Genomic DNA, 12,283 nt, shown 5'->3' on the forward strand with positions numbered 1-12,283 from the left:
ATCTATTACTTTAGAAAAAAGGAGATTAAAATGAAAAAAAGTCGTAAAACTCACCAAAGCATGAAATAGAAATAAGGAAAGGAAAGTCTAGCATGCAAAAACTATTCTTTCCTTAATCCAAAGAAAATTTATATTTTACCCATTAATATATTTTTAGGGTTTTCCCCCTTATATAAAAGATTTAATACTTTACTTTTTATAGAATCATATATATCAAATTTATCTTTAGCAAACTTTTCATTATTATATACCTTCCAATACCCCCTTAAAAGGCACTGCTTATTTGGACACTCAATAAAATCAACTACATCTTCTAGGGGATATCCAAGAAATATTCCCATTTCATGAGGACATGCATATTCATATCTCTCTCTTAATAGTTCCAAACAACTTAATAGTGAATTAAAATTACAATAATTAAACCTTTTTAAAAATTTTTGTGTCTTATTATCTTGAAGAATGTTATTTAGCATCTCTTCATTATAGAATAAAACTACACAAGTATCATGAGTGTTTTTTAAATGAAAGTATTTTAATTTTAAAGTATTTCTAATTTCTTCTTTATTCTCTAACCATAATTTATATAGATTTCTTCCATTTTTTCTAAATACCAAAAGAGAAGATGCTTTTTTTCCAGCTATTGTTGGGGATACATTATACACTATAGTAAAAAGTAAATACTCTAATTCATTAACATTATTCATAATTTTAATATATTTTTTTGACTCTAATTCACTCATAAAACAAACTTTCCCCTAAATATCAGCTAATTTTTTTCCAAGCTGGTTGCATTTTTTTAGCCCTTCTTCATCTGGTTCCTCATTTATTATTAATCCTGTTTCTAATAACTGGGCACCTAAACTTTCCATTCTATTCTCCCAATTCCTCATCCATTCTCCATCGCCCCAACCATAAGATCCAAACAATGCTAGTTTCTTTCCAGTTAATTTTGACTCAATACTTTCTATAAATGGTTCCATTTCACCTTCTTCTAGTTCCTCAGCACCCATAGCTGGGCAACCTAATGCAATAGCATCTGCGCCTGTTATATCTTCAATTTCTGTCTGAGTTACATTTAATAAATTTACTTCTACATCATTTAAGGATGCTCCATCCCTAATTGCTTCTGCCATTTTTTCCGTATTACCTGTACCACTCCAGTATATTATATTAATTTTCTTCATAAATTACTCCTCCCTTTTATGAATGATAATGATTTTCAATATCAATTTTATTTTAGCATTTATTTTATTTTTTTGCAATATATACACAAAAATTTGAAAGGTACACTAATTTTATTTAGTGTACCTTTGTAAAATTATTATATTTTTTGCTTTAAAATAACTCCAACTGTTCCACAGCTACTTCTTGCAATATAAATCTAATTTCTACAAGAATTTCTGTAATTTTTTCTCCCTTTACATGCTCAAATCTTAAATATTTTAATACACTATTTAATTTTGATGTAATTAAATTTAAAACATACTTCTTCCTATCTCTATCACCTTTACTTCTTACACTTTATTATATTTACTACTAATTGTAAAATAAATACCTAACACTATTATATACAATAGAATTAGGTATTTATATAGTTATCATTTATTTTTGTAACATCTTTTAAACAAAAGCCCTAGCTTCTAATAGCTAGCTCTTTCAGCTATTTATCTAAAACTTCTGTTTTTTCAACAAAATTCGGTAGGTGCCTGTCACCTAAGATAAGCTTCTAATTTGTAACATTTCTGAATAACTATATTGATATGTTCCCTTCCACTCATGCACCCAATGCACATGAGTAAATCCAGCATCTGCAATTTGCTTAAGCATGCCTTTTGTATGTGATGTAGATGGATACGTTTGCATATAATCAGTATTAATAGCTACCACTTTATCCCCTCCTTATAATTTCACAACTAACTACCCAATCAATTTGTGTTTGTGCCTATATTATACTAAAAAACGCATGAAACTTCAACGTAACCACATAAAACTACATGTAATTTCATAAAACTACTATAAACATTATTAAATATCCTTAACAACATTTTTTTTATTCTTATTTCTTATATAAAAATAACTAGACCATATTATGGCTAATATTAATATTAAAATCCATAAATTTAATTTTAAAACTACAGCTCCAAAATATCTTGCTCCAAATATAGGTATTAAAAATGCACTAGGTATTAGTATAAATGTTATAATTAAAGCTGAAACTATAGGTTCTACACCTTTCTTAATCATCTTCAAAGAAGCAGCAGATAACATTACTACCAATAGTAGTAAAACAAAATGATACTGATAAAATACAAATTCGCCTTTTTCTACAGCTGATGGCAATGATAAAACAGTTAAAAATATACCTATCATATAAAATATATTTTCAATTTTAAGCATAAATTTTTGTGATTTACTTAAATTAGAATTAGAGGCTTCTATTATTCGACGGCAATATTCTTCTGTATCATTTCCTATTATATTATTTGGATTTTCATTTCTAATCTGCATATCTAAAAATACATCTAACTGATCTGTTAAAATATCTTCCATGTGTTCTTCTTTTAAACTAGATGACCTTATATAGTTATATATCCTATCATATTTTGTATAATATTCTCCCCCTAGCTTATTTGCTTCTTCGTAAATTTCATATACTGTCATTACATCATCCTCCTAGACTCTAGTATCTTTCCAAACCTTTTTCATATTTAAAACAACTGTATCCCACTGCTTTTCAAATTCACTTAACAAATCTTGACCTTTTAATGTTAAGTTGTAGTATTTCCTTTCGGGACCTAATGGAGATCTTTTCTTATTTGCAACAATAAAACTATTTCGCTCAAGTCTTAATAAAATAGGATACAAGGACCCTTCTGCAAATTCACTAAATCCATACTCTTTAAGTTTCTGATATATTTCATAACCATAAGTTTCAGAAGTAGAAATTATTTTAAGTATAGCTCCCTCAATTACCCCTCTATATAATTGCGTATTATAACTCATATTCTCACCTACCTTGTGGTACAATCTAGTAGCTACATTGTACCACAAGGTAGACTTTCTATCAATTATAAAATACATTTTTTTAATATGAAAAAACGTATAAAAACTATATCTATATAGTTCTCATACGTTCCAGTTAAACATTTTTTATAGACATATCATATTCATTTTCATAATCTTTAATACGCCTTACTATTTGTATTACTTTCAGTATCTTAAATAGCACTTTCCTTCCAAAGAATGCACCTACCTCTACCTTTTCTTTATTATGTTACTATTTTACCCTTAAATCTAAATTATTAGAAGTATTTATAGAAAAAACAGAACCCTAAGATATATTGAATATTATATTATTTTCTATAGCTCCATGCCATTTAAAATTTCTTTTAGCTTCTTCAATTTCTCAACTGTCAATGTTACACCCTTAGCCATTTTCTTATGCTCAGGATCCCAATCTCTTAAATCATATTTGGGATTTTTATCATTCCAGAAAATTAAGTTTAACTCTTTCTTCCAGCCTTTTGGGGATTCTGAGAGTGCTCCTAATGATTCTTCTACTCTCTCTTCTCTATAATGTTTTAATTATATACTCGTCAATCATTATGTTTTCCACATGTATTTATACACTTTTTACAACCTCAATAATTCATAATAACATGAAAACACACCATCTTCTTCCACTTCCTCAATCTTTTTAAATCCTACACTTTCCAAAGCACCTATGGATCTTTTATTATCTTTATAAGTAAATGCACATAATTTATTGATAGCATATCTTTCAAAAACAAGTTGACAAAATTGTTTTAATACATGTTTGCCAATTCCCTTCCCCCAGCATGTTTTATCAAATATGACTATACTTACGAATGCCTGCTTCTCATCATCCTCATCTATTCCATAGCACCAAACATCACCTATATATTTACCATTTATATCGATAACTTTTCCAAAGCTCCTTGCACCAGGCTTTAATGATTCTTTATATAATTTGATTGCGTCGCTTAATGTACCCCTGTTAAATGGAAATAGCCTCTCTATCTCTTCATCTTGAGACTTTTTCCAAAAGATTTTTACATGTTCAAGTGTTCGTAGTTTCAATAATAAATTTTCCAAAGTTATATATCCTCCTTGATAATCTAAATAATCTTTAATTCGTTTTATTTTACATTTTAAAGCGTTTAAGTATCTTCTATTAAATGTAATATATATTCTTATTTACCATTTTATTCATATGTGGTACAATATTATATATAATTAATCTACAGTATCATTTAGAAAGGAAGTACTTAAATGAAAAAACACGAAAAAAATAATTATTATAGTAATGATTATTTTTTGTGTATTCATTACTTATATCCTATATAAACACATTCATAAAGAAACTGGAACCTTATATTCATTAAATGTAAGTAAATATTATAATGATTTTACTTATAGTACCATGGTAGTTACCAGAACTATAAAAACTGAAAATCAAGAAAATCCACAAATATATACGAATTACAAAGAAAAAAGTAAAAAAATTTTAGATTACCTAAATCAGTTTCAACTTACTGAACTAAGTGATAAAGGAGCTTTTAAAAATACTAATACTAAATCTGCAAATATAAATATGATTTCAACCATTATTTTTAATCAAAATTTACAAGAAGGTAGAAATAATATTTTTAGCATGATAACAATAAATTTTCTTGACAACTCCATTATTGAAATTATTCCTTATTTTAAAGATTCTCAAAAAGATTACAAAAAATCTACAACTAAATATTATAAGATAAATAACAACAAAATTGATTTTAACTATATCGAGAAACTTTTAGCTAATTAAAAAGGGGCTATCGCACTAAAAAATGAATGTGCATTACTAAACTTACTTATTACCTTTTTATACTTCTTTAAAACCAAATTTTTTGTATAAATTATAGGCAGGTTTATTATCAATATGAACATCTAAAATTATTCCTTTTATATTATTAAAATACGCATCATTTATACACTTAGATAATAGCGCTGACCCAACACCTTTATTTCGATAGTTTGGAGAGACATGTAGAGAATAAATATGTAATAATTTCTCCTCTTTTGGTATACCTATTAAAATACCTATTGTATCATTTTGGTCCTGTGCAGTTATGATATATTTTTTTGAAAAATCACCCAAAAGTCCCCTTTGAAGATTAGAAATAAATTTATTAGGACTTTTCCCTGCAATATCTGGGTCTAATATTCCCTCCGTAAATTTTGAAAGGCAATAATTTAAGTTATCATTCAATTCTTTTCCTACTGTAGTTAATTCCTTTACTTGAAATTCAGTTGAAATTTTTATCTGCTCAATTAAGTCCCTTTTTAGTTGTATCTTCATCCATCTTCCCCCTATTTAATAAATCATATTTACAATTGATGGCACTTTTTAAATAAAATCTTTATATACTTTAAATTCTCGTTATTGCCTAATTATAATAGATGTATTTAGTCTAGTTTTAGATATTACTTTCATTATACTTGCCATATAATAATTAAAGCCAACATATATTTTGTATTTAATACAAATCAAACCCCCAATGATATTATAATACAAAATAATACAACTCTTTAAGTCATTATTAACTTATAATCTAATTATCAAAATCTTCACACAACATAAAATATGATTAGATTTAATAAGCATACTCACTGTAGCAGAGCCTCAGGGATTCCTTTCGGGTTTCTAGCCTTCAAAGCTGTTCTCTGAATATCCTTCAGGTCTTAATAAAATAGGATACAAGGATTTCAAAAGAAATTCAGTAAAGCCTAAGTGAAAGGAAAATTTCTTCGTTAAACTTCCTACACATTTGAATTATCATGTATCTCTGCAATAGCTACTCCCTTTACAATAAACTTAATGCTTGCTGTAATTTTTTCCTCAAAGCTGTCGTATATTCTTCCAGCACTTTTACAACCTCTAGCTACAGTATAAGGACTATTAGCCACATAACCTACTTTACCAATACTAGATATCTCTACTTTTATAGCCTCATCATCGTATTCATTTTCATAGTCCTTAATAAGATTTACTATTTGTCCTACTCTCAGTATCTTATCTCCAAAATAGTGTTCACATCCAACTATTGTTATATATCCCTTGCTCATATTATTCCTCTCCTATCTAATTCATGTTACTTATATAATATAACAACACTAAGAAATAATATTTCCTTTTGCAAGTTATTATTTTATTTTTCTAATAATTATATGATTATCCCACTCCCACAAAAGTATTACATTACTTGAATTATGAAATTTCTCTGAAATGACTTGCACAAGAAGCAAAGGAACTGTTTAAATTAAATTTATTGTTCCCAGCTCTTATGCAAGTCATGGAGGAGAAATTTAATAATTCTACTCTATTGTACTTTTTTTGGCTGAATCATTGTATTGATTTTTTATTTATATATTTTATTGTTCCAATATAAAAGTACTAATAGTTGAATTAATATTATAATGGGAATACCATATTTAAATTTAGTATGTTTAGTTTTGTGTCTAAATATTTTCATACCTAAATAAGCTCCTATACTTCCTCCAAATGCTGCTATTGCCAACAAAGTACTTTCTTTTATTCTCCATTTATTTCTTTTAGCTTTCTCTTTATCAATATACATACATATAAATCCTAATAAATTTAAAAAAATAAAATAATACTTTAAGTATATGTTCATAAATTCCCGTTGCCAATAATCTATAAATATTTTTTAATTTTCTATTTACTATATATTTAACTTTTCTATGTTATATAGATTTATAGCCCCAGTTCACCTCCTTACCGCTGTCTTAATAATAAATGCATCTACTTATATTTTTTTCATTATACTACTATTTTAATCTTATATGTCTGAACGTTAAATGAACTCTATGTTCGCTTACATAGGTTAAGCGATTTCTTGTTTAAAATTATTTATAAAAAGAAGCTGTCGCATTAAGAAATTTACATACAATATACTGTTTTGCAAGTTTAAACTTAACACAGTATATTGTAGTATTTATTTTTAGTGCGACAACCCTAAAACATTATTCTACTTCATACTATTTTCTCTTAAGACCAAATATTTATATACTAAATTATTTTCAAAGAACTTTTAAGCAAGTTCCTCTACTAAATTTTTAGGTATATTTCCTTGTAATGCTGAAACCATGTTTTCTGCTGCCATCATACTCATATCATTTCTTGTTTTCCATGTACCTGATCCTATATGTGGCAGAGTTACTACATTATCCATTCTTAAAAGAGGATTATTTTTATCTGTAGGTTCTTTTTCAAACACATCTAATCCTGCCCCTGCTATTTTGCCAGTTTTTAGAGCATCAATTAGAGCTAGCTCATTAATCGTTTGCCCTCTAGACACATTAATAATTATTGCTGACTTTTTCATTAAGTTAAATTCTCTAGCATCAATGAAATGATATGTTTCTTCAGTAAGGGGAGTTAAAATCACAATAAAATCAGAATTTTTTATAAGCTTATCTTTAGAGGAATATTTTACTCCCAGCTTATTTTCTATCTCTTCTTTTCTGTGCCTATTATAATATAATACATCCATATCAAATCCTAATTTAGCTCTTTTAGCTACAGCCTCACCTATCCTTCCCATACCTATTATGCCTAAAGTTTTATGATGTACTTCTGTACCTACATATTCTTCTGGATAAACTTTTTCCCACATTCCAGCTTTTGTTATTCTATCAAGTTCTGGTATTCTTCTTGCCAATGATAATATAAGTCCAAAAGTTAAATCTGCCACTGTATCATTTAGTATATCTGGAGTATTAGTACCTACTATTTTTTTCTTTTTCATATCTTTAATTACAAAATTATCATATCCTACAGATATATTACTTACTACTTTTAAATTAGGCATAGAATCTAAAAATTCTTCATCTATTTTTGTTCCAATGGTTATCAAGCCATCAATATAATTATAATTTTTTATTATTCCTTCTCTGGAGAGTATTTCATCACCTTCATTCATTTCAAGATCACAAAAATTTGAAATATATTCCTGAACTTCTTTTGAAACTCTTCGAGCAATATATACTTTAGGCTTCACAATCATCCCTCCTATAGTTAATCTTTATAAATTTTATTAATGATATCTATCATTTTATTATTCTTTTTTGCCATTGATTTTTCCTGTAAATTAAATATCCATATATACAAATTATAAGATTGCTAAAACTCATAGAAAACCAAATACCAGTAGATCCTATATTTGTTAAATACTTAAATGCAAGTATCATAGGCAATCTTACAAACCAAAGTCTACCTATTTCCATAGCCATGGAATACTTTGTATGTCCAGAGCCTTGGAATATTCCTTGAAGTACACTAAAAATCCCCATCAAAGGCATAGAATAAGCTATGTATTGAAGATATGTAATACCTTGAGATATTACACTACTATCATCTTTAGACTGTATGAAAAATTCTATGATTTGCTTGTCCCAAATTAACATAATTATGCATCCTAATAGTGAAAATGCTATTGTAAGTTTTAAAGATTTTCTAAAAGCCTCTTTAACTCTTTTCATCTGATCATTTCCTAAGTTTTGTCCTACAATAGAAGTTAAAGCAGCTCCAATACCCATTGCAGGCTGCATTACAAGTCCCGTAATTCTGTTAACCATACCAAAGGCGGCTATAGTAGCTGTACCATAAGAGGCAATAAAACTATTTAAGACCATAAAACCTAATGCAGAACCAGATTGTCCAATAGAAGATGGCACAGCAATTTTTATAATTTTATATAATATATCCTTATTAAATTTGAAATTTTTAAAACTTATTTTTATAGTTCCCGGCTTTAACTTTAACATAGAAAATCCAGCTACACTAAGTAATGCTTTTGTTAATAAAGTAGCAATAGCAGCACCCTTTATGCCCATATTAAAATTAAATATAAAAATAGGATCTAATACTATATTCAAAATTGCACTAATTGCACTAAGTATTGTAGGTTGTAAAGTATTACCTTGGGCATTCATTATAGAATTATAATTAAAAAATAAAAACATAAATGGCATATCTAAAAAAGTTATTTTCAAATATATACTACTATATTTTAACAATTCTCCTGAACCACCCATAAGTTTTATTACTAATGGACTTATTATGTATCCAATTGCTGAAAAAACTACAGAAATAAAAAAAGAAATGGCAACTAATTGACTGGCATATTTATTAGCTTTGTCATATTTAGATGCTCCTATTAATTGGGATAAAATCGATGTACCTGCTATGGACAATCCTATTCCAATAGAAACAAATAAAAAATTAATAGGCCAAACAAAAGATGTAGCTGCAAAATGTACTGAACCTATTTTACTAACCCATACTCCATCTGCTAAATTATATAAAGTCTGTATTAAATTATTTATCATAATTGGTAAAGCTAATGTGATTATAACTTTGTACATATTTCCTTCCAATATTAAATTTCTTCTTTCCTTCGAATCCATATTATGCGTTACTGAAAATTTATAAAAGTTTATTTTTTCCTTCTACAATGCTACTTATTTTGCAGTAACTCCCTCCTTTCTTATTTTTAAGATTCTCTCCATATTTAATTCTGTAAGCTGTATTTTGTCTTTTCTAATTTTATTTCTCTTCAAAATTTTCTTATTATTAAACTTCTATATTAAATATATCACATTTTATTATTTCTTTGATTAATTTTTAAATTTTAACCATAATAAAAAGCATCTACTTATAATGAATTACAACTCTAAATGTTATGCATATAATATATCATATGCATAACATTTAATCTGCACTTCACTAAGCAGATGCTACTCTCTATTTTTATTCTACTCTATATTTTATTTTTTCTGTTATCATATCATCAGAAATACTAAACATATTATCTATAAGTTCAGTTTTAAAACTTCCAGTCCCCTTAACATGCTGAGAAAGTTCACCACATATTCCCATAAGAGCTATAGCAAGAACAGTACCTCCAAATATATTTTTAGAAGAAATACAACTTGCTATAAGTGTATTAAGCATACAACCTGTACCAGTTACCATTGAAAGCATTTCACAGCCATTGGTTATTAAATATGTATCAATACCATTTGTTATTATATCTACCACTCCTGTTGCTGCAATAACAGCCCCGGTTTGCAAAGACAATTTTTTTAACATTTCGATACTTCTTTCGGAATTTTTTTCTGTTACCATGTCAAATTCACCCACATCAATACCCTTTGAATTACTCTCTATACCATAAATTGCTTTTATTTCAGACATGTTGCCCTTAATAACATTTGGATGACACTGGAAAATAAATTTCTTTGCATAATTTAATCGAAGTTTACTGCAAGCCACACCTACCAAATCAATTACTTGTGGAATTTTATTTTCAAAGGCAATTTTACCTGAAATCAACATAGATTTCATTCTTGTGTCTGTTATATTCCCAAGATTAACTCCCAAAGCTTTAGAAGTAGCAGTAATTTCAGCAACCTCCAAAGGGTGCTCCGCCATAATAGGTTTGGCACCAACCGCAAGCACCATATTTGCGCAATCATTTATTGAAATAGGATTTGTAATACAATGAATTAGTGGTTTTTTTAATTTAACATTCTGTCTTATTTGCAATAGATCGTTTATTGTTGCATTTTGATTTGTCATAAACTTTCGCCCCCAAAGTCCTCTGAATTTTTGCAAGCATCCCTATTCTGCTTAATGCCGCTAGAAAAATAAATGCAATGGTTCCACCGATAAGTGTACCCATAATAAATGAAGGAACGTAGAACATCCATGTAAGTCCTGTTCTACCCCAAATAAATGTCATAACAGGATATGAAACTATAGCTCCTATAATGCCAGTTCCTATAATCTCACCTATAATGGCACAAATCAAGTTTCCTTTAGATACTCTGTATAAAATTCCAGATAAAGCAGCACCAAAAACTGCTCCAGTTAAAGCTAAAGGTGGAATTCCCAAAAAAAACATTCTTATGACACCAATAAGTGTAGCACAAAGCAGTGAATACCAAGGTCCAAGAATAACAGAACATACTATGTTAATAAAATGTGCCATAGGACACATGCCTTCAATACGAAGAATCGGTGAAATCACAACTCCCATTGCCACCAACATTGCAAGCATAAGTTTTTTTAATAATTTTGAGTTTTTTTCCATAATAAAATACCTCCCTAATAATATTCATTTTCCCAATATGTTATATAGGGAATAAACACCATTATCGAGGTATAGTTTTATCGTAACTAAATAGCAATTCCCTATATGACATAAGCCATACTGGTCGGTCGAAGCTCAAAAGCCTCCTCTCACCTTGAAACACAAGTTCCCTCGCTATTTAGTTGTATTTTGCAATATTAGCTCAGGGCGCTCCTCCTTCACTAATCAAAAATATTCTCTTTGCAGCATAAAAAATGAGATACACCAAATAAGGCACATCTCATTTACACTCATAAGATATATAAACAAATAGTATAAACTAAATATTTCCTTACGTCGGCATTATCCGAATCAAGTTATGGGTCGAAGCATAAACTTCCTCTCAGCCTGCAACCAAGCTCCCCTTTTTAGAAATTGTATCATATAAATTTTTTAAATGCAACACAAAGGTAAAAATATAGAAAAATATGAAACTGCAAGAACTAAAAAGAACCGCATTAGCGCTTCTCTAGTTTTGTTAATAAACTATTGTATTATCTGCTCATTTTTAGATTCCACTTTTCTAGTAAGACACATTATTCCAGCTATCAAAAATAATATCAATGAGGCAACATTAAGGAGATTACATAAAAAAACTCCAACTCCTGCAATTATCATCATTATGCCAGAAACTTTACTATTTTTATTTACTCTACAAGCAAAAACTAAACCAACTATTGATAATATTAAACCTATAATATATATTACTGTGAATACAGTCTCAGTACTCTCTACTGGTTCATTTCCTAACAACAAAGAAATAGCTCCAACCAAAGTTATAAATGTTATTATTATACCTAAAATTCCCCCTATAAGTCCTAGTACAAATTCAGCTGTTCTTTTCATAACGATTCCCCCTAATATATCATATAATAAAATTATATATTATTTATTCCAATATTAGAAGTATTAACCAATTAAAAATTTTAAATATAAGTTTTAGTATTCCTTTTTAGTTGATTTAGTTTTCTATATTCAATTAATACTACTGAATTTTATATAACAACTAACTTATATGGGTATATGGAATCATCCAGTTTAATTGTTTCATTTAACTTTTT

15 protein-coding genes, 1 pseudogene and 1 riboswitch are annotated in these 12,283 nt (G+C 28.1%); of the genes and pseudogenes, 1 reads left to right on the forward strand and 15 read right to left on the reverse strand.

Going from position 1 to position 12,283, the window contains the following annotated elements; translation table 11 throughout:
* Positions 1 to 128: 128 nt before the first annotated feature.
* The 7 genes and pseudogenes from C1715_RS12540 to C1715_RS12565 all read right to left on the reverse strand — a co-directional run bounded on the left by C1715_RS12540 (position 129) and on the right by C1715_RS12565 (position 4,116).
* Entirely contained in the window at positions 129 to 740 is a 612-nt protein-coding gene (locus C1715_RS12540; RefSeq protein ID WP_102400819.1) for a DUF3793 family protein, read from the reverse strand.
* Positions 741 to 755: 15 nt separating this feature from the next.
* Complete coding sequence (locus C1715_RS12545; RefSeq protein ID WP_102400820.1) at positions 756 to 1,184, reverse strand: flavodoxin; 429 nt, start codon at positions 1,182 to 1,184, stop codon at positions 756 to 758.
* Positions 1,185 to 1,713: 529 nt separating this feature from the next.
* Complete coding sequence (locus tag C1715_RS19480; RefSeq protein ID WP_180964076.1) at positions 1,714 to 1,887, reverse strand: hypothetical protein; 174 nt, start codon at positions 1,885 to 1,887, stop codon at positions 1,714 to 1,716.
* Between the two features lie 138 nt (positions 1,888 to 2,025).
* Complete coding sequence (locus C1715_RS12550) at positions 2,026 to 2,661, reverse strand: DUF1048 domain-containing protein (protein ID WP_102400821.1); 636 nt, start codon at positions 2,659 to 2,661, stop codon at positions 2,026 to 2,028.
* Positions 2,662 to 2,673: 12 nt separating this feature from the next.
* Positions 2,674 to 3,081 (reverse strand): PadR family transcriptional regulator, encoded by a 408-nt coding sequence (locus C1715_RS12555; protein WP_242971951.1) that lies wholly within the window; start codon positions 3,079 to 3,081, stop codon positions 2,674 to 2,676.
* 279 nt (positions 3,082 to 3,360) lie between these two features.
* Positions 3,361 to 3,549 (reverse strand): annotated as a pseudogene (locus C1715_RS19810) (YdbC family protein); the annotation flags it as partial.
* Positions 3,550 to 3,633: 84 nt separating this feature from the next.
* Complete coding sequence (locus C1715_RS12565) at positions 3,634 to 4,116, reverse strand: GNAT family N-acetyltransferase (protein WP_180964077.1); 483 nt, start codon at positions 4,114 to 4,116, stop codon at positions 3,634 to 3,636.
* Positions 4,117 to 4,444: 328 nt separating this feature from the next.
* Between C1715_RS12565 and C1715_RS12570 the strand changes: the two genes are divergently transcribed.
* A complete protein-coding gene (locus tag C1715_RS12570; protein ID WP_102400824.1) occupies positions 4,445 to 4,831 on the forward strand; it encodes a hypothetical protein in 387 nt (128 codons plus the stop codon).
* Between the two features lie 57 nt (positions 4,832 to 4,888).
* Here the strand turns inward: C1715_RS12570 and C1715_RS12575 are convergent, their stop codons facing one another.
* From C1715_RS12575 to C1715_RS12610, 8 genes are all read right to left on the reverse strand, one after another.
* Positions 4,889 to 5,365: a GNAT family N-acetyltransferase gene (locus C1715_RS12575; protein WP_102400825.1), complete on the reverse strand. Its 477-nt coding sequence runs from the start codon at positions 5,363 to 5,365 to the stop codon at positions 4,889 to 4,891.
* A gap of 461 nt (positions 5,366 to 5,826) precedes the next feature.
* A complete protein-coding gene (locus tag C1715_RS12580) occupies positions 5,827 to 6,132 on the reverse strand; it encodes an HIRAN domain-containing protein (RefSeq protein WP_102400826.1) in 306 nt (101 codons plus the stop codon).
* 293 nt (positions 6,133 to 6,425) lie between these two features.
* Positions 6,426 to 6,701: a DUF1294 domain-containing protein gene (locus tag C1715_RS12585; RefSeq protein ID WP_102400827.1), complete on the reverse strand. Its 276-nt coding sequence runs from the start codon at positions 6,699 to 6,701 to the stop codon at positions 6,426 to 6,428.
* Between the two features lie 417 nt (positions 6,702 to 7,118).
* Positions 7,119 to 8,093: a 2-hydroxyacid dehydrogenase gene (locus C1715_RS12590; RefSeq protein WP_102400828.1), complete on the reverse strand. Its 975-nt coding sequence runs from the start codon at positions 8,091 to 8,093 to the stop codon at positions 7,119 to 7,121.
* Between the two features lie 43 nt (positions 8,094 to 8,136).
* Positions 8,137 to 9,495 (reverse strand): MATE family efflux transporter, encoded by a 1,359-nt coding sequence (locus C1715_RS12595; protein WP_102400829.1) that lies wholly within the window; start codon positions 9,493 to 9,495, stop codon positions 8,137 to 8,139.
* 343 nt (positions 9,496 to 9,838) lie between these two features.
* Positions 9,839 to 10,636 carry a hydroxyethylthiazole kinase gene (thiM, locus tag C1715_RS12600; protein ID WP_102401940.1) on the reverse strand — a complete coding sequence of 266 codons (798 nt, stop codon included), beginning with the start codon at positions 10,634 to 10,636 and terminating at the stop codon, positions 9,839 to 9,841.
* Entirely contained in the window at positions 10,614 to 11,183 is a 570-nt protein-coding gene (gene thiW / locus C1715_RS12605) for an energy coupling factor transporter S component ThiW (protein ID WP_102400830.1), read from the reverse strand. The genes thiM and thiW overlap by 23 nt, the downstream gene beginning before the upstream one ends.
* Before the next feature lie 309 nt (positions 11,184 to 11,492).
* A riboswitch (TPP riboswitch) is annotated at positions 11,493 to 11,598 on the reverse strand.
* A gap of 110 nt (positions 11,599 to 11,708) precedes the next feature.
* Complete coding sequence (locus C1715_RS12610) at positions 11,709 to 12,068, reverse strand: DUF4064 domain-containing protein (protein WP_102400831.1); 360 nt, start codon at positions 12,066 to 12,068, stop codon at positions 11,709 to 11,711.
* Between the last annotated feature and the right edge of the window lie 215 nt (positions 12,069 to 12,283).

It is taken from the genome of Haloimpatiens massiliensis (assembly GCF_900184255.1).
GTDB classification, from domain to species: Bacteria; Bacillota; Clostridia; order Clostridiales; family Clostridiaceae; genus Haloimpatiens; species Haloimpatiens massiliensis.

What these genes read in the sequence shown, in the direction of transcription:
- C1715_RS12575 (WP_102400825.1), bottom strand. Translation starts at nt 5,365, where the DNA reads ATGAAGATACAACTAAAAAGGGACTTAATTGAGCAGATAAAAATTTCA.
- C1715_RS12555 (WP_242971951.1), bottom strand. Translation starts at nt 3,081, where the DNA reads ATGTATTTTATAATTGATAGAAAGTCTACCTTGTGGTACAATGTAGCT.
- C1715_RS12590 (WP_102400828.1), bottom strand. Translation starts at nt 8,093, where the DNA reads ATGATTGTGAAGCCTAAAGTATATATTGCTCGAAGAGTTTCAAAAGAA.
- C1715_RS12610 (WP_102400831.1), bottom strand. Translation starts at nt 12,068, where the DNA reads ATGAAAAGAACAGCTGAATTTGTACTAGGACTTATAGGGGGAATTTTA.
- C1715_RS12595 (WP_102400829.1), bottom strand. Translation starts at nt 9,495, where the DNA reads ATGGATTCGAAGGAAAGAAGAAATTTAATATTGGAAGGAAATATGTAC.
- C1715_RS12540 (WP_102400819.1), bottom strand. Translation starts at nt 740, where the DNA reads ATGAGTGAATTAGAGTCAAAAAAATATATTAAAATTATGAATAATGTT.
- thiW (WP_102400830.1), bottom strand. Translation starts at nt 11,183, where the DNA reads ATGGAAAAAAACTCAAAATTATTAAAAAAACTTATGCTTGCAATGTTG.
- C1715_RS12570 (WP_102400824.1), top strand. Translation starts at nt 4,445, where the DNA reads ATGGTAGTTACCAGAACTATAAAAACTGAAAATCAAGAAAATCCACAA.
- C1715_RS12585 (WP_102400827.1), bottom strand. Translation starts at nt 6,701, where the DNA reads ATGAACATATACTTAAAGTATTATTTTATTTTTTTAAATTTATTAGGA.
- C1715_RS12550 (WP_102400821.1), bottom strand. Translation starts at nt 2,661, where the DNA reads ATGACAGTATATGAAATTTACGAAGAAGCAAATAAGCTAGGGGGAGAA.
- C1715_RS12545 (WP_102400820.1), bottom strand. Translation starts at nt 1,184, where the DNA reads ATGAAGAAAATTAATATAATATACTGGAGTGGTACAGGTAATACGGAA.
- C1715_RS12580 (WP_102400826.1), bottom strand. Translation starts at nt 6,132, where the DNA reads ATGAGCAAGGGATATATAACAATAGTTGGATGTGAACACTATTTTGGA.